The sequence below is a fragment of the Limosilactobacillus secundus genome, from assembly GCF_020784695.1.
GTDB lineage: Bacteria > Bacillota > Bacilli > Lactobacillales > Lactobacillaceae > Limosilactobacillus > Limosilactobacillus reuteri_F.
Window position 1 is genome coordinate 1 of the sequence record NZ_JAJGUA010000031.1, and the last position, 24,925, is coordinate 24,925.

The window sequence follows — 24,925 nt, forward strand, 5'->3', positions numbered from 1 at the left end:
AGGATACACCTGTACCCATGCCGAACACAGAAGTTAAGCTTCAACACGCCGAAAGTAGTTGGGGGATCGCTCCCTGCGAGGATAGGACGTTGCCACGCAATAGTAAAAAGGACATGCACTGTACTCAACAATGCATGTCCTTTTTTATACGCTCAGGTATGAATTTTAGTTAGGCAGTAACTGGTGGCCACTCAAAATCTCTTATACTGAGATTATCATCGGTAAGGAGATTTTTTATTCATTTTGTTCTGCAATGAATAAAATGAAATTATCACTATTGTTTTCAAAAATAAACTAAGTGATTTGAATAAGTATTCTTCAACTATTGTTTATATCGTTAGCCGATGTAATGACAACTCTAAGGAGTTTGCCTACTTTATGGCTAAACATGGGCTTACTCGGAGTATGTCTAGAGTTTGTCGCTGCCTCGATAATGCCTCGACAGAAAGCTTTTGGGAATATTATAAAGATGAAACATTGAAGGCCTCAATCGATCAATATATCTATTTCTATAACCACAAACGTTATCAAGAAAAATTAGACAGCTTAACACCGGTACAATACCGGCATCAAGCTGCCTAAGAAGCTTTGTATAATTTATTGTCTGCCCAGTTCATTTTACCAAACGTTGAAGGTCATTGTTGTTTGCGAAGGCTCCCAGAGGCTAACTTCGCGGCGAAAAACGAAATTATAAGTAACTTCGATCTTGCTCTCGCTGTTGATATTAATTTATTTCCACTTCATTACACACACTGGTTCTGGACAACTAACATCTTTTTGAAGAAGGGTTAACTTACCAGTTGATGGATTTCGTTTATAAAGCGTAAGGTTATCAGAGTTCTGATTTGAAGCTAAAAGATAATTTTCATCTTGATTTAGATTGAAATCGCGTGGAAAATCTCCTTCAGTCGAAATTGATTGAATATGTTTAACGGTAAAATCTGGTTGGACTTCAAAGACGGCAATAGTATTTTCACCACGATTTGAAGTATAGACAAATTTACCATCATTTGAGATCCGGATAGCAGCTGCTCCATTGTGAGCTGTCCAGTCTGCAGGAATTGTTTTGATCGTTTGAAGGTGCTTAAATGATGCATCCTTACTATTATATTTTAGTACTTCTAGTTTACTGCTTAGTTCACCTAAAAGATAAGCATAATTGCCATTTGGATGGAAAGCTATATGACGGGTACCAAAGCCATCTTCACACTTATAGCGAGAGACAGCAGTTAATTTACCATCATCAGAGACATCGTAAACCACAACAAGGTCCATTCCTAAGTCACATACAACTAGACGATTATCGGGAGTTAGGTCGGCATAATGGACATGTGGAGCCTCTTGTTCAGGCTCAGGACCAGTTACTCCTTCATGAAGGACTGAATCAGTTTGTGTCAACGTTCTATCTTCGTTGATCTTAAAAACATCTATTTTTGCTGTATGATAATTAGCACTGAATAATAAATGCCGTTTGTTATCAACGCCTACATATGCAGGAGGAGCACCAGCAGCTAAGACATCGCTTAGCATCTTAGCGTTATCGTCACTTAATGAGTAAGAAGCAACTCCTCCCTTATCATCTACTTGTTTAATTGCGTAAATACGACCATCCTGACCAACTTGTAAGTAAGCTGGCTTTTGAGATGGAATTGCTAATTCAACATTCGTTATTTTTTCTTGGTCAGTATCAAGGGTAACTTTGTAGATCCCTTTACTTGTTTTTTTGGTATATGTTCCAATTAGAAATTGTTCAATCAAGGCAATTTCCTCCTTTTTGAAAATGCTTACCTATATAATAGCAATTTGCCCATCGTAATTCTAGCTGTGATACACTGTTATTAGTAATTTTTAGTTCTTAATGGAGGAGAAAAGTTGAAAAAAGTTGAACGTCAACGAGAAATGGTAAAAAATAATCTTGCCCTTTTTCAATGCCCTGTTTGTGAACAGCCAATGGAGAGAGTTGAAGGAAACAGCATTATTTGCGGAAACAATCACCGATTTGACTTTAATCGGCATGGTTATCTTCACTTTCTCAATGGGGCTGCTAATACTGAATATGATCGATCAATGTTTGAATCTCGTCGCCAGTTATTAAATGCAGGACTCTTTAAGCCAATTATTGAAAATGTCAGTAAATTCTTACCTTCAAAACCCTTAAAGATCTTAGATGTAGGAACTGGAGAAGGCACTCCATTATTACAATTAGAAACAATCCGTGCTAATTATAATGATACGATGATTGGCTTTGATATTTCGAAACCAGGGATAACACTTGCCACTCAGTTACCGTTAAAGGCATTTTTTTGTGTAGCTGATTTACGTAAATTACCTTTTACTGATGAGAGTTTTGATTGCGTATTAGAATTATTCTCTCCATCTGATTATCAAGAATTTAAACGGGTTTTAAAGAAAGATGGGACCCTTATTAAGGTAATTCCTAACGCTAACTATTTAGTCGAATTACGGCATCTCTTATATGAAACAGGAGAACGTAATTACCACTATGATAATTCACGAGTAATCGAGTTATTTAAACAACATTATCCTCATAGTAAAGTTGAAACGGTAACCTACCAATTTAGAATTCCAGACGGCTTACAACAGGCAATGCTGGAAATGACGCCTTTACACTGGGGAGCAAATGCTAAAAGATTATCTAAAGAAGAATTAACCCAATTAAAAACAATTACGGTGGATGTCAGCTTATTAATTGCGAAAAAAGCTAATTAATTATTGCAACATTACTAAATTAGTGCTAAATTATTATAAGAAATCGTTTGATAATTGACATCGAATATAAGTGTTTCGTTGGTAATTATCAAGGAGTACTTCATTAAAGCAGCGTTTCGCCGTGCCCACACCGAGACCCTGCTTTTTTATTTTATTAAGGAGATTTTATTATGACAAACCATATTGTCTTGTTTGAACCATTATTTCCAGCGAATACGGGAAATATTGCACGAACTTGTGCGGGGACAAATACTGAATTACATTTAATCAAGCCATTAGGATTTTCAACTGATGATAAGCATATGAAACGGGCTGGATTAGACTACTGGGATAAAGTAAAGATCACGTATCATGAGGATTTACCCTCATTTATGAAGACTATTCCTGATATTAACCGTTTATATATTGTTTCTAAGTTTGCTACCCATGATTATAGTGATGTTGACTATACGGGTGAAGGAGATCATTATTTCCTATTTGGAAAAGAAACAACTGGCTTGCCCGAACGTTTTATGCAAAAATATCCAGAAAATGCTATCCGAATTCCACAAAATGATAATAATATTCGGGCCCTGAATTTATCAAATAGTGCAGCGATTGTTATTTATGAGGCATTACGGCAACAGAGTTTTCCTAATTTAGCACGAGTTCATAAATATGAATTCGATAAATTAAAGTAACCTTAAGGAGGCAATAATGCGATGGCGAGAAGAAAAAAGGCATCATCCCGCCGGACAAGAGGGAAAAAACAACAGTATCGATTAATGGATAATCTATTAGGAATAATTGTTTGCCTCTTAATGTTAGTTGGCTTATTTAATTTAGGAGTATTAGGAACTTTTCTCGATAACTGTTTTAAGATTTTTGTAGGATCATCCTTTCCGATTGCGATGATTATTGTTTTTCTTTATGGATTATGTTTTGCATTGTATGGGCATCGTCCGCATTTCAAAAAACGTTGGATTGCAGGAACTATTATTGCCTATATTGGTTTATTAATGTGGCTTCAGACAGTCATGTTTCAGCGTCTGAATCTTCATGCAAAGGTAATCGAAACTACTTGGAATAGTCTTAGTAAGGTTATTTTTAACGGTGATTCAACTGTTCCGGTTGGCGGAGGGATGATTGGTGCTTACCTATATAATGGAAGTAATATTTTAATTTCAGAAGTTGGAACAGCGGTATTGTCATGGTTGTTAATGATTATCGGAATTATTGTCTTTTTTGCATTACCGTGGCGCGAATTTCTAGTAAAATGTGGGATTAGTATTAAAAAATCTGGAGCAGCAATGGCTAATGCTCACGATCAATTAATGAAAAAGAGAACGGAGAGAGCAACCAAGACAACTACGGTACCATCAATTAGCGTGCCCCTTGCTAAAGCATCAAGGCAGGTTAAAGATTTTTTTGCTGACCAAGAATCAGCTGAGCCAACTCCAACGCCGCCAGTTTCTTCAGCGATGCCTGTTCAAGATCCTGTTGAACCAACTATTAGGGTCGCAAGTGAAAGTCAGGTGGAAGAAACTCAGAGTGGGCGCAAGGATGATCAGGATTCGAATCAACATGATGATGCGGAAATTAAACTTGCAGGAATTGACGCTAAAGAAGACAATGATTATCAATTGCCGCCAGTCAGTCTGCTAAGTCAAGTAAAAGCAACAGATCAGCAGGAAGATTTGAATAATATCAAAAAGAACACCAAAACACTTCAGCAAACCCTAAAATCTTTTGGTGTGGATGCAACAGTTGAAAATGTTAATTTAGGTCCTTCTGTTACCAAATATGAGTTACGTCCAGCAGTAGGGGTAAAGGTTAGTCGAATAACCCATTTGGCTGATGATTTAGCACTTGCACTTGCGGCTAAAGATATTCGGATTGAAGCACCAATTCCAGGAAAATCATTAATTGGGATCGAAGTTCCAAACCAACAAATTGCAACAGTTGGTTTTCGTGATATGGTCGAAAATGCTCCTAGTAATGATAATCCAATGGAAGTTCCGCTTGGCCGCAGTGTAACTGGGGATATTAAAATGGCCGATCTAACCAAAATGCCACACCTTCTTATTGCTGGAGCAACGGGTAGTGGTAAGTCTGTTGCAATCAACGTTATCATTACAAGCATTTTATTAAAGGCTAAACCGCATCAAGTAAAGATGTTAATGATTGATCCTAAAAAAGTCGAATTAAGTGTTTATAATGGTATTCCCCATCTGCTCAGTCCAGTAGTTTCTGAACCCAAAAAGGCGGCTCGGGCATTAGGAAAAGTTGTTGCAGAAATGGAGCGTCGTTACGAATTGTTTGCAAAATTCGGTGTTCGTAACCTAGATGGGTACAATAAATTGGTTAAACAACAAAATGATGCCCATCCTGATGAAGTTCAAGCTAACTTACCATTAATTTTAGTTATTGTTGATGAATTAGCGGACTTGATGATGACGGTTTCCCATGATGTTGAAGATGCAATTGTTCGGATTGCACAAATGGGGCGGGCTGCTGGTATTCATATGATTTTAGCAACTCAACGTCCTTCAGTCGATGTTATTACAGGGCTTATTAAGGCTAACGTTCCTTCCCGAATTGCCTTTGCGGTTTCTAGTGGAGTTGATTCGCGAACTATTATCGATACTAATGGGGCAGAAAAGCTCCTTGGTCGAGGTGATATGTTATTTGAACCAATCGATCAAAATAAACCAGTTCGGATTCAAGGTGCATTTATTTCTGATCATGATGTTGAATCAGTGGTAGACTTTATAAAAAACGAGCGAGCGGCTGAGTATGACGATAATATGGTTGTAACTGACAATGAAATTGAGCAAGAAGAGCAAGCTGAAGAGGAAGATGAATTATTCCCCGAGGCATTAGATTTTGTGGTTGATCAACAAAAAGCATCAACTTCACTAATTCAACGGCGCTTTAGAATTGGCTATAATCGTGCCGCAAGAATTATTGATGATATGGAACAGCGTGGTTTTATCGGCCCAGCTAATGGCTCAAAACCACGAGAGGTTTATAAGCAAAAAAGTGAGGAATAAAAAAGACCGGAGAGATTTTTCTCCGATCTTTTTTATTCCGACTACATGGATGTTTAATAGGCTAAATTAAGTTCAAGGATGCAACTGCTCCAAAAATTAAAGAACCGAGCATTGCAATTAGCATCAACCAAATAGCAACCATGGTAATTTTTTGGAAACGCGTTTTCTTTTTTCGCTGCATTATTAACCATCCTTCCATTTTTATCAGTAATAGTAGTGTAACGCATCTTCAATGTCTTTTTCAAATCTAGTTTTAGATTATGTTAAACTTAAATTACTTATTTGAAGAGAAAGGGACTGAAAAGGTTGACGGTTAGTATTAAGGTTATAATTTTAGAGATTATTTTATTATTAGTGATTGGGGTAGTAGAACGATTATTAGTACGAATATTTCACCATTCTAAAAAAGCAAAGCATTTATGGGGGGGATGGACAATTATTTTATGGATTTTGATAATCTTTAATATTGGATTTTATTGGCCAGCTTATCCCATTGCTTTATGGATGGTTCTAGCTCTTTTATTAATTGCTTTACAAATTATTCACAATCATGAATTCATTTATCGCCGTTACTGGCCAGTATTTTGGCGCTATTCGGCATATTATGCTTTAATTATATATATTGGTAGCTTAATTATTTCACCATGGTTACCGTTGACATAAAGATATGAAGTGAGTTGGAGAATTCAATTTCCGCTCACTTTTTTTGTGTCTATTACTTTTTGGTAAAATTCACAAAATTACGTGGTGAGAAGTGGGGGATTGTGGTAGACTTGACCTATAACATGGTAAAGGAGGACATTAGTCGTGTTAATGGGAGAGTTTACACACACTATTGATTCCAAAGGCCGACTAATTATTCCTGCCAAATTTCGAGAACAATTGGGGGCACACTTCATTGTTACTCGGGGGTTAGATGGATGTTTGTTTGGATATCCATTAAATGAATGGGCGATTTTAGAACAAAAGCTAAAGGCGCTCCCATTAACAAAGCGTGATGCACGTGCATTTGTACGCTTTTTATATTCCGCTGCGACAGATTGCGAAATTGATAGACAAGGACGGATTAATATTCCGATAACCTTACGAACTCATGCTTCACTTGAAAAGAAGTGTGTAATCGTTGGTGTGTCTAATCGTTTAGAAATCTGGAGCGCTGAACGGTGGAATAAATTTACAAGCGAAACAGCTGATAATTTTGATGAGATTGCTGAAGATCTTAATATTGATTTTTAATGGAGGGTTTAGTTGATGGCAGAATTTAAACATGTAACGGTACTTTTAAAGGAGGCCGTAGCAGGATTAAATGTGCAACCAACAGGTACCTACGTTGATGCAACATTAGGTGGTGGTGGTCATACGCAAGCTATTTTACAACAGCTCGTCGATGGCCACCTATATTCATTTGATCAAGATCAGACGGCAATTGATTACAATAAAGAACACTTAAAAACAGCAATAGAGCAACAAAAATTAACATTAATTGAAGATAATTTCCGCAACTTAAAAGCGGAATTGGATAGCTATAATGTAAAACATGTTAATGGAATTTTATATGATTTAGGTGTTTCATCTCCACAGTTCGATGATGCTAAAAGAGGTTTTAGCTATCAGCATGACGCACCCTTAGACATGCGGATGAATCAGGAACAAAAATTGTCGGCAATGGAAGTTGTTAACGAATGGTCATATGAACGTCTCGTTAAGATTCTTTACCGATATGGAGAAGAAAAGTTTGCCAAGTCAATTGCTAGAAAGATTGAACAACGCCGAAAGATAGCACCAATAAAGACGACATTTGAATTAGTTGATGTGATTAAAGAGGGGATTCCAGCTGCCGCTCGCCGTCATGGTGGTCATCCAGCGAAAAAGAGTTTTCAAGCTATTCGGATAGCAGTTAACGACGAATTAGGTGCTTTAGAGGAATCGTTAGAACAAGCATTAGACTTGTTGGATGTTGGGGGACGAATAAGTGTCATTACTTTCCAATCCCTAGAAGATCGGTTGGTAAAGACAATGTTTCGTGAAAAGACTTCATTAAGTGGGGATGTACCGCAGGGATTACCAGTAATACCAGCGGGAATGGAACCAAACTTCAAATTAATTAATAAAAAGCCGATTGTAGCTAGTGATGAAGAATTAGCGGCAAATCATCGTGCGCATAGTGCCAAGTTGAGGATAATCGAGAAAATTAGAGAAGGAAAGTGACAGAATTATGGTTTCAAATGCGGCAAGGCAACTGGCGGGAGAGCAACAACCGCAGCAAGCGCCAAGAAAAAAGACTTATCAACAACCAAAAATTTCTCCAAGTCCGGTTAGATGGTCAAAATTTGAAAGATCTTTAGTAGCAGTAGGTAGCTTAATTACGCTATGCTTAATGATTAGCTTACTTTCTACAAAAATTAGTATTAATAATCAGCAACGGCGCTTACAGGATACCCAAACTCAAATTACTAAGGCAAAAAGTAGTAATACAAGTTTGCAGCAAGAAATCGCTGAATTGACGACTCAATCGCATTTGAAATCAGCAGCACATAAATATGGATTATCAGATAAAAATTCAAATGTAAGGAACGTTAATAAATAATGAATAAGAAGCCACAACGAACGAAAAATAGGGGACATAGAGAAAACCGAGGGACCTTTGGCAAATGGCTCTTTCTAATCACGGTTGGATTGTTTACCTTATTTATCGTTCGTTTTGCGTATATCGCAATAAATAAAGATGTTCAACATGTTAACTTACGGTCACAAGCGGAGCAAATTTATACCCAGCAGCGAATTATTCAAGCGCGACGAGGAGATATTTATGATTCGGAAGGAACCCCCTTGGCAACTGATACAAGTAAATATACCCTCTATGCTGTTTTAGATCGAACCCAAAAGTCTTCTGATGGTAAACCATTATATGTAAAAGATCGAGAAAAAACTGCCAAGGTATTATCACAGTATATTGACCTGACCCCAAAGCAAATTGAAAAGATCCTTAAACCAAAGGGACAAGCCTACCAAGTTGAATTTGGAAATGCTGGGAGCAACCTTTCTGTTTCAACAATGCAGAAGATCAAGAATCGACATTTGCCAGGAATTAATTTTATTGCGACCCCAGCACGTCAATATCCAGAAGGTGAATTTGCTTCTCAAATCATCGGGATGGCAACTCCTAAAGTTAAAAATGATAATGGAACTGAAGAGACCAATTTGGTGGGACAATTGGGCTTAGAAGGCTACTTTAATAAACAATTGACGGGAATAAATGGGTTGAGAAAAGATAAACAGGACGTCTATGGATACCAGATTGCTAATTCGAAGCAGGTAACTAAAAAAGCCGTCAACGGTGATAATATTTACACTACGCTTGATTCACAAACCCAACATTTCCTCGAAAACAAAGTTAATAAAGTTTATAAAAGTTCTAACGCCAATGCAATGACTGCAGTTGTAATGGAAGCCAAAACAGGTAGAATTATTGCCGCTACTCAACGGCCAACTCTTCATGCAGAAAATAATCCGGTTTGGCGAAATATGCTAGTTCAAGATGCTTATGAGCCAGGATCGGTAATGAAAATTTTGTCATTAGCTGCTGCTATCGATACCGGGCATTTTAACCCTAATGCGACCTTTAATTCTGGAACATGGGCCATGGGTGGCGGAAAAATCACTGATTGGTCAAGTTCTGGTTGGGGAACAATTTCCTATAAAGATGCTTTTGATATGTCTAGTAATGTTGGGTTTGCTCATGTAGAACAGGACATGGGAGCAGAGACATGGATGAAGTACATTAAACGATTTGGCTTGTTAAAGAAAGTTAATGTTATTGGAATGAATAACGAGGTTAATGGTTACACTTCATTTAAAGGGATTCTTGCTCAGGCCAATACCGCTTTTGGCCAGGGAATTACTGTAAATGTCATGCAGATGATGCAAGCGTTCAGTGCTATTGGCAATAATGGTAAAATGATGAAACCATACATTGTTAGCAAAGTTGTAGATGGTAATAGCGGAAAGACAATCCAAAAGGTCAAACCTAAAGTTGTTGGACACCCAATAAAAGCATCGACAGCTAAGAAAGTTCTTGGTTACATGCAAGGCGTTGTTTATGATCAAAAGGGACTTGGCCATGATTACCAGATTAAGGGTTACCGAATTGCTGGAAAAACAGCTACTGCACAAATTGGTGGTGCGCATGGTTATTCAACTGGTGATACTAACTACCTTTACTCCTTTGCAGGGATGGCACCAGCTAAAGATCCAAAGTATATTATGTATGTTACCCTTCGCCAACCGCAAAACCTAAAAAAACCAGCAACCAAACAAATTGCCAGCGTTTTTAATCCGACAATGAAAATGTTATTGAGCCAACAAAAAGTTGCGGAAAAGGCCAAAAAAAAGGTTATTACAATGCCTAATGTTGTTGGTCAAGCAAGCGATGACGCTAATAAAGAATTATCAAGTAAAGGAATGCAGGTGATTGTTGTTGGTTCTGGTAAGAAAGTGAAACAACAATCAGCGGTTGCGAACGAACAAGTGTTAACAGATCAACATGTTATTCTTGATACTGGTGGCGAGTATAAAATGCCAGATATTTCTGGATGGAGCTCTGCTGATGTTCAACAATTAGCCAAGGTTCTTAAACTAAAAGTAAAAGAAAATGGAAACGGGTATGTTACTCAGCAAAGTATTTCACCTGATACAACTATTAAACGTGGAACAACTTTAACCGTTCAATATGAAGCTAAAAACTAGCAAAGAAACTAATTGGAGGTAAATATGAATTTCTTAAGTGCAGTTTTGACTATTCTTAGTTCATTCTTAATTACGTTTTTATTGATGCCCTCATTAATTAAATATTTCCGGGCAAAAAAAGAAGGTCAGCAAATTCGTAAGGAAGGCCCTACCTGGCATGCTAACAAGGCTGGGACACCAACAATGGGGGGATTATTGTTCATCTTTTCGGCAGTAGTAACAATTTTATGGGTTGCTGCTTGGCAAGGGTTAATTACGAATACGCTGTGGGCACTCCTCTTTGTCCTGGTTGTTTATGGCCTAATTGGGATGTGGGATGATAGTATTAAAATCTTCCACCATCAAAATGAAGGTTTTAAGCCATGGCAAAAGGCGCTATGTCAGGTATTAGCAGCAATGGTCTTTACTGTTATTTACCAACATGAAGGTTTTCAAATGGGCTTTGGAACAACGCAAATTGGTTGGCTTTACGGTCTGTTTATTATTTTCTGGATCGTCGGCTTTTCAAATGCTGTTAACTTAACCGATGGACTTGATGGCTTGGTAAGTGGCCTTTCCATTATTTCTTTTGCGGCTTATCTAATCATTGTCTTAGTAAATCTCAATCAACCAGGTTATCCTGAAATTGCTCTTTTCTGTTTAGCAATGATCGGAACTTTACTAGGTTTCTTCCCTTATAATCATAAGCCTGCTAAGATTTTTATGGGCGATATGGGATCTTTAGCAATTGGGGCATCCTTAGCCGCTGTTTCATTGTTATTACATCATGAATGGTCCTTATTAGTAATTGGAATCGTTTATGTTTGTGAAACTGCTAGTGTCATTCTTCAAGTGGCTTCATTTAAAACGACTGGTAAACGAATTTTTAAGATGACTCCCATTCACCACCATTTTGAAATGAGCGGGTGGAGTGAATGGAAAATTGATATTGTATTTTGGCTTGTAGGGTTAGTGGCTGCAATTATTGCCGTTACAACAATCTTATTAGTTGGTTAGGAGTAAAGAGAAATGAAAAAAATTGATGAATACCAAGGTAAAAAAGTTCTTGTAATGGGTTTCGGAATTAGCGGCATTAATGCGGCCCACTTATTGGTAAAACTTGGTGCAAATGTTACCGCTAATGATAAAGCAACTCCTAAAAATAATGATATTGTTGATGATTTGGAAGCTGATGGAATCAAGGTAATTACTGGTGATAATCCAATTTCATTAGCTAATAAAGGTTTCGATGTTGTAGTAAAAAATCCTGGAATTCCTTATGATAATCCATTAGTGGCTGCATTTGTTAAGCAGGGGACACCCATTATTACGGAGGCGGAACTAGGATGGCAAATTTTTGATGGTCACCTTGTAAGTGTAACCGGAAGTAATGGGAAGACTACCACAACGACTTTAACTCAACTAATGATTGCTGAAAATGCAAAACATCAAGTGAAATATGCAGGTAATATTGGAATTTCCTTTAGTAAAATTGCTGAGAATTTAGGACCAGACGATACATTGGTCACGGAATTATCTAGTTTCCAATTATTAGGAGCACCAACAATTCACCCGCATATTGCAATTATTACTAACATTTTTTCTAACCATTTGGATTATCACAAGACACGAGAAAACTATATTAATGCAAAACTTAATATTACTCGGAATCAAACCAAGAATGATTTCTTAGTTATTAACTGGGATCGGGAGGAATGGCAAAAGATTGCTCGGCGTAGTCAAGCTACTATTGTCCCATTTTCTCGTCTCAATAAGAGTCATGAAGGATCTTATGTAGAAGATGGAATGATTTACTGGCGTGGGCAAGAAGTTATGCCAACCAAGGATATTCGATTGATCGGTCCCCAAAATGTAGAAAATGCGTTGGCAGCAATTGCAGCGGCAAAATTAAGCGGTGTTACAAATGATGCAATAAAGAAAGTTTTAACAACATTTAGTGGAGTCCGTCACCGTTTACAATATGTGATGGAATACCAAGAACGACTTTTCTACAATGATTCAAAATCAACTGATATTGAAGCTACTGAAGTTGCCTTGCAAGGCTTTGATCGTCCAGTAATTCTTTTGGCGGGTGGTCTTGATCGTGGTTATACCTTTGAACGGTTGGTTCCGTACTTTAAGAAGCACGTCAAGGCAATGATTGTTTTTGGTGAATGTAAAGATAAAATGAAGGATGCGGGAAATCAAGCGGGGGTTCCAGTAATTGAAAGTGAAAATGCAATTACTGCAGTACCAGAAGCATGGAAGTTGAGTGAACCAGGAGATGTCATTCTCCTCTCTCCTGCTAATGCTAGTTGGGACCAGTTCCCGAGCTTTGAAGTTCGTGGTGATAAATTTATTGAAGCAGTTGAAGAATTAACAGGAAAGAAGGAACAATAAGATGCGGTTATTGGTATCAGGTGGTGGAACTGGTGGTCATATCTACCCGGCATTAGCATTAATCGAACGCTTAAAGCAGGTTGAGCCAGATACTGAAGTGTTATATGTTGGAACAACCCGTGGCCTTGAAAATAAAATAGTACCGGATGCCGGAATTAAGCTTGAAACAATGCATATGCAGGGCTTTAAGCGTTCTCTTTCTCTTGAGAATTTTAAGACTATCTATCTTTTCTTAAGTTCTGTTCATCATGCTAAAAAAATTATTAATGAGTTTAAACCTGATGTTGTTTTAGGTACAGGAGGATATGTAAGTGGAGCCGTCCTATATGCTGCCGCAAAGAAACATATCCCAACAGTAATTCATGAACAAAATAGCGTTGTTGGAGTAACAAATAAGTTTTTAAGTCGATATGTTGATCAAATTGCAATTGCATTTGAAGCTGCACGCAGTCAGTTTCCTGCTGATAAAGTTATAATGGCAGGTAATCCTCGTGCTCAACAGGTAGCAGCTAAAAAAGATAGTGACTTTTCATGGACAAGTTATGACTTGAAAGATGATATTCCAACCTTAATGATTTTTGGGGGAAGTCAAGGAGCACCAAAAATTAATAAAACAGTTGTTGACGCTATTCCAGAGTTCAATAAGCGTCCTTATCAGGTTATCTTTGCAACTGGTCAAAAACGATACGATAATGTAAAAAGGCAACTTGCAGAAAGTAATATTAAACCGGCTGATAATGTTAAAGTTGTTTCTTACATTAAAGACATGCCAGCTAAGATGCCTCGGGTAGCAGCTTTAGTATCGCGAGCAGGAGCAACCACCATTGCTGAGGTAACGGCACTCGGAGTTCCTACAATTCTAATTCCTAGTCCGTATGTTACCGCTAACCATCAAGTAAAGAATGCTCAAGCTTTAGTTAAGAATAACGCTGGCTTAATGATTACTGAAGATAAGTTAGATGCCCGGGCATTATTGACCCAAGCAGATAAGATTATGGAAGATAAGGAAGTGCGTAAAAAGATGGCTCTTGCTGCTGAAAAGATGGGCCGGCCAGATGCTGCTGACAGACTAATTAAGATCTTGCATAAGGCAATTGATGAACACGAAAAATAAAGTATAGATTAGGAAGGAGGAGGAGAGATGTTGGATGATAGATCTGCGATTGAGCATCATAAATATTCACAGCGACTAACTGAATTAGAAAGGCGAAGTGCTGCTGCCCAACAGCGACAACAGAAAAAGAAGCCTTCGAAAACGCATGTTGGTAATAAGATTCGCGGGATTAAGATTAAGCGCTATGTGTCTAACGGCGAGCGAGTCTTCAAATTAGTTGTATTATTCAGTGCTATTCTCCTCTTTATGCTTTATATTATTTCTCCCTTGAGCAAAATTACCACGCTGCATGTAACTGGTAACCATGACTTAACAAAAGAGCAAGTAGAAAAAAAAGCAAATATTTATCCAGGACGTTTTATTTGGGGCGTTTATCTTACTCGTCATCAACTCACTAAACAAGCTATTCGCAAAGATCCTCAGATAAAAGATTTAAGGATCAAGGTAACTGGTCCTCAATCTCTGCAAATATCTGTAAAAGAAAATGCCCTTTTAGGGACAGCAGTGATGAATAATGATACCTACGCTGTTTTAGCTGATGGTCAATTGCAGCGAATAAAAACTGCTGATAATGGTATTGCTTATAAACGTTTTGATGGTCATAAAAAAGCTCTTGCTACGACGGCCACTCAACTAGGAAAGCTGAAGCCGGCAATAAGAAATGGTATTTCAAGTGTGAGTTATCAACCAACTAAAGAATATCCAGATCGCGTTATTATTTATATGCGTGATGGTAATACAGTTTATGGCGACTTAAATACTATCGGGGACAAAATGGGATATTACCCTGCAATTGCAGCAAGTATGAAAAATAAGGGAATTATAGATCTTCAAGTCGGAGCTTATTCTTATGATTATGGATCTAAGGATAAATGATTTTGTGAAAAACCTTGATAATTCCCTTTTTTGTCATTGTTTATCTGTGGTAAAATTCTTATATAGGTTAAAAATACAATTAATTTAATTAATGATAGTCTTAGGAGGGTTCCTTTTAGAATGAATAATTCAGAAGTATACGTTGGATTAGATATTGGAACCACCTCGATCAAGGCACTGGTGTGTGAAAGTGTTAAGGGTCAGTTGAAAGTTATTGGTGTTGGTGTAGAACGATCGGCAGGATTAAACCGAGGAGTTATTGTCGACATTGATAAAACCGCCCAGGCAATTTCGGCGGCGGTAGCACAGGCCGAGGAAAAGTCCAACGTAGAGATTCAAAGTGTTGTAGTTGGCTTACCGGCAAATTACTTACAAATGCAACGAGTGCATGGTATGATTACGATTGCAACTAGAGGACAATCAAGAGAGATTGTTAATCAAGACGTAATTGACGTTGCTCGTGAAGCGTTGACGCAAAGTATTCCCCCCGAGCGGGAAATAATTGATTTAATTCCAACAGAATTTACTGTTGATGGCTTTTCTGGTATTAAGGACCCCCGTGGAATGGTTGGTGTCCGTTTAGAAATGAAGGCCACCTTGTATACAGGACCTAAGACCATTATTCATAATACAAAAAAGGCAGTTCAACAGGCAGGATATGACATTAAAGATTTTGTTATTACGCCGATCGCAACAGACTTTAACCTCCTTAATGATGGGGAACAAGATTTTGGGACTGTTGTTATTGATTTAGGTGGCGGTCAAACAACGACCAGCATTATTCATGATCATCAATTAAAGTATACTTATGTTGATTCGGAAGGTGGAAAATATATTACTAAAGATATTTCTACAGTCATGAATACATCATTAAAAAATGCTGAACAACTTAAGCTAAACCATGGATATGCTATGGCATCCTTAGCTGATGAAGATGTTCAAGTTGACGTTGATGTTGTTGGCCAAAATGATCCTGTCCAATATTCAGAGCAGTATTTATCAGAAATAATTGAAGCACGAGTACGGCAAATTTTTGATCGTATTCAGGATAAACTTAAGGCTATTCATGCTCCTGAATTACCGGGAGGAGTAGTCTTGATTGGTGGAGTAGCTGCTCTGCCAGGAGTTAAGGAACTTGCTGAACAGTACTTTACTGGTAATATTAAAGTGAATGTTCCAGAACAAATGGGCATTCGTCACCCTCGCTATGCGGTTAGTTTAGCTTTGGGGATGTATGAAAATCAGTTATCAGATATTGATCGATTAATTAAGCAAACTGTTCAACGAATTGATACGATTAAGAGTCCCCATGAAGAAAAAGGACAAACTGTTAATCAGCCACGTCAACAATGGACTGAAAAATCTGATAAATTACAACGTTCACAGCGAGAAGCACAGCAGCAACCAGTTACTGAGGAGCCAGCGCCAAAGAAGAAAAAGCAAAACGGCCTAAGTAATCGGTTTAAAAACATTTTTAATAATTTATTTGACTAATTTGGAGGAATACTGCTATGGATAACGAAACGTTCGCTAACGACAACCAATTTGCGGAAGCGCAAATCAAAGTAATTGGTGTTGGTGGAGCTGGCGGTAATGCCGTCAACCGAATGATCACTGAAAAGGTGCAAGGTGTTGACTTTATTGTTGCTAACACCGATCTACAAGCATTAAATAATTCTCAAGCAACAACCAAAATTCGCTTAGGACCTAAATTGACAAAAGGATTAGGTGCTGGTTCAAATCCAGAAGTAGGTGAAAAAGCTGCCCAAGAAAGTGAAGAACAAATTAAAAAAGCTCTTGAGGGAGCAGATATGGTCTTCATTACAGCCGGAATGGGTGGTGGAACTGGTACCGGAGCAGCTCCAGTTGTAGCTAAGCTTGCTAAAGATAGTGGAGCATTAACTGTTGGTGTTGTGACTCGTCCGTTCTCATTTGAAGGACCTCGTCGAGCACGTTATGCTGCAGAAGGACTTGAAAAGTTAAAGTCAAATGTTGATACTTTAATTATCGTTGCTAATAATCGCTTATTAGAGATGATTGATAAGAAGACGCCAATGATGGAAGCATTTAAAGAAGCTGATAATGTTCTTCGTCAAGGTGTGCAAGGTATTTCAGACTTAATTGTTACCCCAGGTTACATCAACCTTGACTTTGCTGACATTAAGACATTGATGTCTAACCAAGGTTCTGCCTTAATGGGGGTTGGTGCTTCTACTGGTGAAAACCGTGCTACTGAAGCAACTAAGAAGGCTATTTCTTCTCCATTACTTGAAGTGTCAATTGATGGGGCTCAACATGTCTTGATGGATATTACTGGTGGCAAAGACTTATCAATGTTTGAAGCTCAAGAAGCATCAGATGTGATTAAACAAGCTGCTGGAACTAATGTTGATATTTCATTTGGTATGTCCTTAAATGAATCAATGGGCGATGAAGTTCGCGTTACTGTAATTGCCACTGGAATTGATAAGAAAAAGAAAATTCAACAACAAAAACCAGCGGAAAAAGAAGCACCACGAGTAACACGGCCTATTCCACAAGACGAACAACCCGTTGAACAACCAAAGCAACGAGATCCTTTTGATGGTTGGAATGATCCAACAGCCGATACAAGTAACCAATCAAGAAATTCTGATAACGAATTTTCTCACGTTACTAAGCCAGAATTTAACGTATTTAACGATGATGCGGCTAATACGGATGACAATGATGATACTAACTTATCGACTCCACCGTTCTTCAAGAATCGTCGTAAGTAAATAACTTAGCAAAAAGGTGGATTTTTTAATCCATCTTTTTCTGTTTAGCACTATTAAGGAGGGTAAAGCAATGGCAGCAAATTTCTTAAAAAGCCTGTTTGGTGAAGAAGACATTGAGGAACAAGATAGTCTCTATGAAACAAGTGAACAAGTTTCAACGCCAGCAAATACAAGTAATAAAGTAGTTTCAATTAATAGCGGGCGTCTTAGCCAAATGAGTCAGATTTCCTTATACGAACCCCGTCTTTATGCAGATGTAAAGCAGATTGCGTCCCAATTGTTAGAAGGGCATGCGGTGATCGTTAACTTCACTCAAATGGATTCAAATGTTGCAGCGCGGTTAGTAGATTTTTTAAATGGGACCGTTTTTGCAATTGATGGTGAAATGAAACGGATCGGAAAGGAAATTTTCCTTTGTACTCCTAAAAACTATGAAATTTCAGGTAGTTTAACGAGTAATCTAAAAAATGATGGTGATAAATTTTAGTCACTAAAAGGAGTTAATATGATCGCATTTTTATTATGGGCTCTCAATCAATTAGTTGATGCTTATATTTTAGTAATAGTTGTGTGGTGCATTATGTCATGGTTTCCTAATGCACGCAATTCGCGACTCGGTGATATTATCAATCGGTTGGTAGAACCTTATATGCATTGGTTTGACTTTATTCCTCCAATTGGGGGGATAAGTTTTGCGCCGATGATCGCTATCCTTGTACTATATTTTGTTCAAGCAGGATTAGTACAAATAGCAGCAATCATTTAATTAATATTAAGAGGAAGTAGATTTGAGCGAAGATAATATTAAACAACATTTTCGTCCGGATGAAGCCACCCTTATTGACCAAGCAAATGACTGGGTAGCCACTGCAGAAGGTCAATATCGTCCTGTCCTCACTCCTTTTTTAAATCCGCGTGAACGTTTTATTGTCCAAACGATTGTTAATCGAAATAACAATGTTAAAATAACAATGTATGGTGGTTGGCAAGGCGCAGAAATGCAACGAGTTCTAATTTATCCGCCTTATTATGAACCCTCTATCGAAGACTTTGCTTTACAGGCTTTAGAGATAAACTATCCTGTTAAGTTTTCAGAACTTCATCATCGACAAATTATGGGAACATTGATCGGTGAGGGGATGGAGCGGAATGCATTTGGTGATATTTTAACTGATGGGGCGCATTGGCAAGTTATTGTAACGAAACCAATGGTAGAGTATTTACGGAAAAACGTTGAGCACGTTGGTCGAATTAAGGTTAAATGGATTCCGATCGCAATAGAAGCAGTGGTAACACCTAAAGAGGAATGGGAACCGATAGTTACAACAGTTTCATCACTACGGTTAGATGTTGTGATAGCTACAGGCTTTAATTATTCACGAAACCGAGCAAAGCAATTAATAGAGCATGGTCAAGTTCGATTAAACTGGGAAGAGATTGATCGTCCAGATTATCAAATTGTGGTTCATGATTTGATATCTGTGCGTCATGGTGGTCGCCTCAGAATCGATATGACCAATGGGAAAACAAAAAAAGATAAAGAAAGAATTACCATTTCAGTTGTAAATGCGTAATTTGAATGGAGGAATTTACTCATGAGTTTGACGGTTGATCAAATTAACAATAAGCAATTTAATACTAAGATGCGGGGTTATAATCCTGAAGAAGTTCAAGAATTTATTCAGGAAGTTTCACAAACAGTCCAACAATTAATAACTGAAAATAATAATTTACAAGAGCAAGTACGGGCTAACGATAGCAAGATTAAGTACTTTGCTGACTTGAAAGACTCTTTAAATAAGTCAATTTTAGTTGCTCAAGAGGCTGCTGATAAGGTTAAAAATAATGCTAAGCGTGAAGCAGATATTATGATTCGTGAAGCGCAAAAGCAAGCAACTGATATTGTTTCGGAAGCTAATGATAAGTCAAACCAAGTAATTGAAGACGCTGCTAATTCTACTAAGAAGTTAACAAGTGAAACTAATGATCTTCGTAAACAGACTCGGATCTTCCGTCAACGGCTTCAAGTCATGCTTGAATCTCAATTAGAAGTCATTAAGAGTAATGAATGGGACAAGCTTTTAGAAAATGATGACTTGAGTAAATATGACGAAATTGAAAAAATTTTAGGTAGTCGTCTTGACAGCAGTTCAGCAACCAGTGTAGAATCAACTGCAACAACTATTAGTGAAGAACAACCTGTTGAATCAGAACAGCCAGTTGCTTCTGCTGAACAACCAGAAGAGAGTGCACCTGCACAACCAACAGCTGTTAACGATGACAAAGGGTCAGATGCACCTGAAACTGTTGTCGTCTTCCCTGATAATAACAAGTAAATCACTAGGATCGTATTTTAATAAAATCGTTGAAGAGAATTGGAATAATTACCATAACATTAAAGCGAGTCAACAATTGGTGAGAGGTTGATAATGTTTAACTATTCCTGATCATCTCGGAGTACCTCATTTGAGTTAGTTAGGATGAGGCGGTTCATTATCGTTATCTAATGACATGAGGAAACTTTAATCTTAAAGTTTTAAATCCGGGTGGTACCGCGAAGAAGCTTCGTCCCAGTAATGGGAGGAAGCTTTTTTATTATTAAAATACAAGAATTAATGAAAGGGGTAGTTACAATGCGTGTTAAAGATACGTTAAACCTTGGCCGTACTAAATTTCCAATGCGCGGAAAGTTACCTGTAACTGAGGCACAACGGGAACAGCTATGGGAAGAAAATAAAGTTTATGAACTACGACAAAAATTAAATGAAGGAAAGCCTACTTTTGTTTTACATGATGGGCCTCCATATGCTAACGGTAATATTCACATTGGCCACGCTATGAACAAGATTTCTAAAGATTTTATTGTGCGCTATAAGTCAATGTCTGGCTACCGGGCACCTTATGTTCCTGGTTGGGATACTCACGGATTGCCAATTGAACACCAATTGACTAAGTCCGGTTACGACCGTAAGAAGATGAGCTTAACTGAATTCCGTGATCTTTGTCGGGAATATGCCCTTAAGCAAGTTGATAAGCAACGGACTGACTTTAAGCGGTTAGGTGTAAGTGGTGAATGGGATCATCCATACCTTACCCTTGATAAAGAATTTGAAGCTGCTCAAATTCGGGTATTCGGTGAATTTGCTAAGAAAGGCCTATTATACCAAGCTAAGAAGCCAGTTTACTGGTCATGGTCTTCAGAATCAGCCTTAGCAGAAGCCGAAGTTGAATATCATGATGTTGTTGCTAAAACAGCCTTCTTTGTAGAACAAATTAAAGATGGCAAAGGCCGTTTAGATAATGATACATATTTAGTTGTATGGACGACAACACCATGGACTGTTCCTGCTTCTGAGGCAGTTGCAGTTAATCCAAAGTTTGATTACTCTGTTGTAAAGCCAGCAAATGATGACCGGAAATTTGTTGTTGCAACAGATCTGCTTGAGAAATTAGCAGAAAAACTTGGTTGGGAAGATTATGAAGTTGTTGATCATTTAATGGGTCAAGAACTTGAAGGGATGACTACTCAACACCCATACCTTGATCGTGATCTTCTCGTTGGTTTAGCAGATTATGTTACTGCTGATGCTGGTACTGGCCTTGTTCACACTGCTCCTGGATATGGGGATGATGATTACAACTTTGGTAAAAAGTATGACTTGCCAATTTTTGCCCCAATCAATGATCAAGGTGTTTTAACCAAGGAAAACGGTGAAGGCTTTGAAGGGGTATTCTACCAAGATGCTGATGATGTATCCCTTCAAAAGTTAGAAGAAAACAATGCTTTACTTCTTCAAGAGCCATTACAACACAGTTACCCATTCGATTGGCGAACAAAGCAACCAATTATCTTCCGGGCAACTGATCAATGGTTTGTATCAATTGAAAAGATGCGCCAAAATATTTTAGATGCCTTAGAAGACGTTAAGTACCACCCAGAATGGGGAAAGGTTCGTCTTCGCAATATGATCAAAGACCGTGGTGATTGGGTAATTTCTCGTCAACGTGTTTGGGGTGTACCTCTACCAATCTTCTATGCTGAAGATGGCACACCAATCATGGAAGAAGAAACAATCAACCATGTAGCAGAATTATTTGCTAAGTATGGTTCTAATGTTTGGTTTGAACGTGAAGCAAAAGATCTTTTGCCAGAAGGATACACTAATGAACATTCTCCTAATGGTAAGTTCACTAAGGAAACCGACATTATGGACGTATGGTTTGATTCAGGATCATCACACCAAGGAGTATTAGCTGAACGTGATTACTTAACTTACCCAGCTGACCTCTACCTCGAAGGATCTGACCAATACCGTGGTTGGTTTAACTCGAGTTTGATTACCAGTGTTGTATGTTCAGGACATGCACCATATAAGGAAATTGTTTCTCAAGGATTTACACTTGATAAGCGCGGTAACAAGATGAGTAAATCTCAAGGTAACGTTATCGATCCAAATAAGGTTGTTCAACAAATGGGTGCGGAAATTATCCGGTTATGGGTAATGAGTGCTGATACTTCGGCCGATGTTCGTGTATCGATGGGAACATTCCAACAAATTTCCGAAGCATATCGTAAGTTGAGAAATACGTTCCGTTTCTTACTCGCTAATACTAGTGACTTCAATCCTGAAGAAAATACCGTTTCTTATGAGAAGTTACAATCTGTCGACAAGTATATGTTGGTTAAACTTAACCACTTCTTAAAGACAATGCGGGAAGATTTTGATAACTATGATTTCCTTGATGCTTATAAAGTATTGATCAACTTTGTAAACAATGATCTTTCAGCTTTCTACATGAACATTGCTAAAGATGTACTCTATATTGAGGCTGAAAATTCAGAAGTTCGGCGGTCAATGCAAACTGTCTTCTATGATATCCTTTTGACACTTGTTAAGCTTCTTACACCAATCCTTCCTCACACTACAGAAGAAGTATGGAGCTACATGAATGAACCGGAAGATTTTGTTCAATTAACTGAAATTCCAGATCCACGGACATTTGCTGGTGAAGAAGAGCTATTGAGCAAGTGGGATGACTTTATGGAAGTACGTTCACATGTTCTGAAGAGTCTTGAAGAAGCACGGAATGCTAAGCTAATCGGTAAATCTCTTGAAGCTCAAGTTGATCTTTACTTAACTGATGACCAAAAGCAATTACTTGATAGTCTTAATGAAAACATTCAATTATTGTTAGGGGTTTCTGCTCTCCATGTCCATCCAGCTGATGAAGCGCCTACTGATGCTGACCAATACAACGATGGGGTGGCAGTTAAGGTTACAACCGCTAATGGTGAAACTTGTGCTCGTTGTCGCATGGTTAAGGAAGACGTTGGCAGTGATCCAGCATATCCTGAATTATGTGCTCGCTGTGCTGCTATTGTTCGGGAAAACTTCCCTGAAACAGCAGAAGATGGTTTAGAAGAATAATAATCTCTAAAAAAACTGGTTTTCGTTATCCAGTAAATGACAATTATTTTTAAGCGGTGTAAAATACCAAGTGACACTTGTTGCTTGGTATTTTATTATGGAGTTGGTAAAAAATGCTCAAAGGAAAAGTAAAAAGTTTTGACGAACAAAAAGGGTGGGGCTTTATTACAGTTCCTCACGAAGGAGAAATTTTTGTTCACTATAGTGGAATTGAAGGAACGCGTCGTCGCATCCTTCACCCTGATGAAGAGGTCTCATTAGTAATTGTTCAAGGACAAAAGGGACCGCAAGCTGCACATGTTCGTGTTTTAAGATAAGGATGAGTTCTAATGGAATTTGAAGAGCGACCAGTAAGTAGTAAAACAGTTTTCCATGGTCATTTAATTGATGTTGAGGTACAACAAGTTATCACCCCGCATGGTAATAAAACACAACGGGAAATCGTCCACCACGCACCAGCAATTGCGATTTTGGCTTTGACGGCTGATAATAAAATGATTCTTGAAAAACAGTGGCGCGCACCAATTGCGAAAACAACCCTTGAAATTCCTGCGGGGAAGCTCGACCAACGGGATGCTGATAATGCTCTTCATGCGGCTAAACGTGAATTAAATGAAGAAACAAGGTATGAAGCAACAAGTTTAAAAAAGATTTCTTCATTTTATACTTCTGTTGGTTGTATGGATGAATACATGACTCTTTATTTGGCTACGGGATTAAAACGGGTTAGTAATGAGCTGCCACAAGATCAAGATGAACAGTTGATGTTAAAAGAAGTAACTTTACCACAAGCACTTGAAATGATTGATCAAGGCGAAATTGAAGACGCTAAGACAATCATGGCAATCTATTACTGGCAAGGAATGAACAACCGTGGATAATAAACAACAAGATGAGCAACAATCACGGATGTCACGTAGTCAATATCGTCAACAGCAACATCAAACTGAACAATCTAATGAAGCAACAGAAAATACAACTGATCAACTTTATAGTCGCGAAGCAGTTGCCAGTCAGCGTCATGACGAAACAGTGGCAGAAAAAACAGCGCGCTTGAAACGTCGCTTAAATATTGCAATCATTGCTTTGATTGTGGCAATTATTATTGTTTACTTAATACTATTTTATGTTGGATAGAAAAAGGAGAAAAATATGCGATTTGGAATTATTTGTGCAATGCCTGAAGAAATTAAAGAATTAACTGCAAAGTTATCCGATAAACAAGAAAAGAAAATCGGGGGTAAATCCTACCTTTTCGGTAAGATCAATAATCAAGATGTTGTGTTAGTAGAATCTGGAATTGGTAAAGTGGAAGCTGGGATTACTACTGAACATTTAATTACCGATTGTGGGACAGATGTTGTGATTAATTCTGGATCAGCTGGTGGAATTGGTGAAGGGTTACATGTTGGGGACATTGTAATTTCAACTGAAACGGCCTACCATGATGTTGATGCAACTGCATTTAATTACCGTTATGGTCAACTCCCAGGAAAAGAGCCACGCTTTAAGGCTTCTGAACAATGGGGACAAGCCTTAGAAAAAGCTGGCGAAAAGACTGGCTTAAATGTAAAACGAGGATTGATTGTTTCTGGTGATCAATTTATTGCAAGTTCAGAAGCAATTAAAGAGATTTTGAATAATTTCCCTGATGCACTTTCTAGTGAAATGGAAGGGGCAGCGGTTGGACAAGTTGCCACTGACCACCAAATTCCGTATGTGGTAGTTCGGGCAATGTCTGATACAGGTGATGAAGATGCCGGCGTTAGTTTTGACGACTTTATTATTGATGCCGGAAAACGCTCTGCAAACATGCTTCTTCAGCTCTTTGCGGATTTAGATAAGTAAATGGAAGGATGA

Annotated in this window: 26 protein-coding genes, 1 rRNA gene and 1 other annotated feature; of the genes, 25 read left to right on the forward strand and 2 right to left on the reverse strand. The window is 38.1% G+C overall.

Annotated features, from left to right (window positions below):
- Both rrf and LMB57_RS04390 read left to right on the forward strand, forming a co-directional pair.
- Positions 1-98, forward strand: a 5S ribosomal RNA gene (gene rrf, locus LMB57_RS04385); the annotation flags it as partial.
- A 280-nt stretch (positions 99-378) separates the two neighbouring features.
- Complete coding sequence (locus tag LMB57_RS04390) at positions 379-582, forward strand: IS3 family transposase (protein ID WP_418887472.1); 204 nt, start codon at positions 379-381, stop codon at positions 580-582.
- Positions 583-729: 147 nt separating this feature from the next.
- On the opposite strand, the gene LMB57_RS04395 is transcribed toward LMB57_RS04390, so the two are convergent.
- Positions 730-1,758 carry a lactonase family protein gene (locus LMB57_RS04395; RefSeq protein ID WP_229271926.1) on the reverse strand — a complete coding sequence of 343 codons (1,029 nt, stop codon included), beginning with the start codon at positions 1,756-1,758 and terminating at the stop codon, positions 730-732.
- Positions 1,759-1,872: 114 nt separating this feature from the next.
- Between LMB57_RS04395 and LMB57_RS04400 the strand changes: the two genes are divergently transcribed.
- From LMB57_RS04400 to LMB57_RS04410, 3 genes are all read left to right on the forward strand, one after another.
- Entirely contained in the window at positions 1,873-2,730 is an 858-nt protein-coding gene (locus LMB57_RS04400; protein WP_229271927.1) for a methyltransferase domain-containing protein, read from the forward strand.
- A 170-nt stretch (positions 2,731-2,900) separates the two neighbouring features.
- Positions 2,901-3,410: a tRNA (uridine(34)/cytosine(34)/5-carboxymethylaminomethyluridine(34)-2'-O)-methyltransferase TrmL gene (trmL, locus tag LMB57_RS04405; protein WP_003666742.1), complete on the forward strand. Its 510-nt coding sequence runs from the start codon at positions 2,901-2,903 to the stop codon at positions 3,408-3,410.
- Positions 3,411-3,431: 21 nt separating this feature from the next.
- Complete coding sequence (locus LMB57_RS04410; protein WP_229271928.1) at positions 3,432-5,762, forward strand: DNA translocase FtsK; 2,331 nt, start codon at positions 3,432-3,434, stop codon at positions 5,760-5,762.
- 61 nt (positions 5,763-5,823) lie between these two features.
- Here LMB57_RS04410 and LMB57_RS04415 read toward each other — a convergent pair whose 3' ends face one another.
- Positions 5,824-5,943 (reverse strand): DUF4044 domain-containing protein, encoded by a 120-nt coding sequence (locus LMB57_RS04415; RefSeq protein ID WP_003666746.1) that lies wholly within the window; start codon positions 5,941-5,943, stop codon positions 5,824-5,826.
- A gap of 125 nt (positions 5,944-6,068) precedes the next feature.
- On the opposite strand from LMB57_RS04415, the gene LMB57_RS04420 reads away from it, so the two are divergent.
- From LMB57_RS04420 to LMB57_RS04515, 20 genes are all read left to right on the forward strand, one after another.
- On the forward strand, positions 6,069-6,425 hold the full coding sequence (locus LMB57_RS04420; protein WP_229271929.1) for a hypothetical protein: 357 nt from the start codon (positions 6,069-6,071) through the stop codon (positions 6,423-6,425).
- 144 nt (positions 6,426-6,569) lie between these two features.
- Positions 6,570-6,998, forward strand: coding sequence for a division/cell wall cluster transcriptional repressor MraZ (mraZ, locus tag LMB57_RS04425; protein ID WP_229271930.1), 429 nt, complete (start codon positions 6,570-6,572; stop codon positions 6,996-6,998).
- 15 nt (positions 6,999-7,013) lie between these two features.
- A complete protein-coding gene (gene rsmH, locus LMB57_RS04430; protein WP_229271931.1) occupies positions 7,014-7,970 on the forward strand; it encodes a 16S rRNA (cytosine(1402)-N(4))-methyltransferase RsmH in 957 nt (318 codons plus the stop codon).
- 7 nt (positions 7,971-7,977) lie between these two features.
- Entirely contained in the window at positions 7,978-8,349 is a 372-nt protein-coding gene (gene ftsL, locus LMB57_RS04435) for a cell division protein FtsL (protein ID WP_003666755.1), read from the forward strand.
- On the forward strand, positions 8,349-10,508 hold the full coding sequence (locus LMB57_RS04440) for a penicillin-binding protein (protein WP_229271932.1): 2,160 nt from the start codon (positions 8,349-8,351) through the stop codon (positions 10,506-10,508). The genes ftsL and LMB57_RS04440 overlap by 1 nt, the downstream gene beginning before the upstream one ends.
- A gap of 24 nt (positions 10,509-10,532) precedes the next feature.
- Entirely contained in the window at positions 10,533-11,504 is a 972-nt protein-coding gene (mraY, locus tag LMB57_RS04445) for a phospho-N-acetylmuramoyl-pentapeptide-transferase (RefSeq protein WP_229271933.1), read from the forward strand.
- Positions 11,505-11,516: 12 nt separating this feature from the next.
- On the forward strand, positions 11,517-12,887 hold the full coding sequence (murD, locus tag LMB57_RS04450; protein WP_229271934.1) for a UDP-N-acetylmuramoyl-L-alanine--D-glutamate ligase: 1,371 nt from the start codon (positions 11,517-11,519) through the stop codon (positions 12,885-12,887).
- Between the two features lies 1 nt (position 12,888).
- On the forward strand, positions 12,889-14,001 hold the full coding sequence (gene murG / locus LMB57_RS04455; protein ID WP_229271935.1) for an undecaprenyldiphospho-muramoylpentapeptide beta-N-acetylglucosaminyltransferase: 1,113 nt from the start codon (positions 12,889-12,891) through the stop codon (positions 13,999-14,001).
- 27 nt (positions 14,002-14,028) lie between these two features.
- The gene (locus tag LMB57_RS04460; protein WP_229271936.1) at positions 14,029-14,877 is read left to right on the forward strand and encodes a cell division protein FtsQ/DivIB; all 849 of its coding nucleotides are present in this window, start codon (positions 14,029-14,031) and stop codon (positions 14,875-14,877) included.
- A gap of 120 nt (positions 14,878-14,997) precedes the next feature.
- Positions 14,998-16,371, forward strand: a complete 1,374-nt coding sequence (gene ftsA / locus LMB57_RS04465; protein WP_065867733.1) for a cell division protein FtsA — start codon at positions 14,998-15,000, stop codon at positions 16,369-16,371.
- Positions 16,372-16,388: 17 nt separating this feature from the next.
- The gene (gene ftsZ / locus LMB57_RS04470; RefSeq protein WP_229278053.1) at positions 16,389-17,636 is read left to right on the forward strand and encodes a cell division protein FtsZ; all 1,248 of its coding nucleotides are present in this window, start codon (positions 16,389-16,391) and stop codon (positions 17,634-17,636) included.
- Between the two features lie 70 nt (positions 17,637-17,706).
- Positions 17,707-18,123 carry a cell division protein SepF gene (locus tag LMB57_RS04475; RefSeq protein ID WP_229278054.1) on the forward strand — a complete coding sequence of 139 codons (417 nt, stop codon included), beginning with the start codon at positions 17,707-17,709 and terminating at the stop codon, positions 18,121-18,123.
- Positions 18,124-18,141: 18 nt separating this feature from the next.
- Positions 18,142-18,402 (forward strand): YggT family protein, encoded by a 261-nt coding sequence (locus tag LMB57_RS04480; protein WP_229278055.1) that lies wholly within the window; start codon positions 18,142-18,144, stop codon positions 18,400-18,402.
- A 22-nt stretch (positions 18,403-18,424) separates the two neighbouring features.
- Positions 18,425-19,210 (forward strand): YlmH family RNA-binding protein, encoded by a 786-nt coding sequence (locus tag LMB57_RS04485; protein WP_229278056.1) that lies wholly within the window; start codon positions 18,425-18,427, stop codon positions 19,208-19,210.
- A gap of 21 nt (positions 19,211-19,231) precedes the next feature.
- Positions 19,232-19,972, forward strand: a complete 741-nt coding sequence (locus LMB57_RS04490) for a DivIVA domain-containing protein (protein WP_003666773.1) — start codon at positions 19,232-19,234, stop codon at positions 19,970-19,972.
- 20 nt (positions 19,973-19,992) lie between these two features.
- Positions 19,993-20,212 (forward strand) — a binding site (T-box leader).
- 57 nt (positions 20,213-20,269) lie between these two features.
- Positions 20,270-23,065 (forward strand): isoleucine--tRNA ligase, encoded by a 2,796-nt coding sequence (gene ileS / locus LMB57_RS04495; protein WP_229278057.1) that lies wholly within the window; start codon positions 20,270-20,272, stop codon positions 23,063-23,065.
- A 113-nt stretch (positions 23,066-23,178) separates the two neighbouring features.
- Positions 23,179-23,382 carry a cold-shock protein gene (locus tag LMB57_RS04500; RefSeq protein WP_003666775.1) on the forward strand — a complete coding sequence of 68 codons (204 nt, stop codon included), beginning with the start codon at positions 23,179-23,181 and terminating at the stop codon, positions 23,380-23,382.
- A gap of 12 nt (positions 23,383-23,394) precedes the next feature.
- Entirely contained in the window at positions 23,395-23,946 is a 552-nt protein-coding gene (locus LMB57_RS04505; protein WP_229278058.1) for an NUDIX hydrolase, read from the forward strand.
- Positions 23,939-24,202: a hypothetical protein gene (locus tag LMB57_RS04510; RefSeq protein ID WP_229278059.1), complete on the forward strand. Its 264-nt coding sequence runs from the start codon at positions 23,939-23,941 to the stop codon at positions 24,200-24,202. The genes LMB57_RS04505 and LMB57_RS04510 overlap by 8 nt, the downstream gene beginning before the upstream one ends.
- Positions 24,203-24,217: 15 nt before the next feature.
- Positions 24,218-24,913 carry a 5'-methylthioadenosine/adenosylhomocysteine nucleosidase gene (locus tag LMB57_RS04515; protein WP_229278060.1) on the forward strand — a complete coding sequence of 232 codons (696 nt, stop codon included), beginning with the start codon at positions 24,218-24,220 and terminating at the stop codon, positions 24,911-24,913.
- Positions 24,914-24,925: the final 12 nt, after the last annotated feature.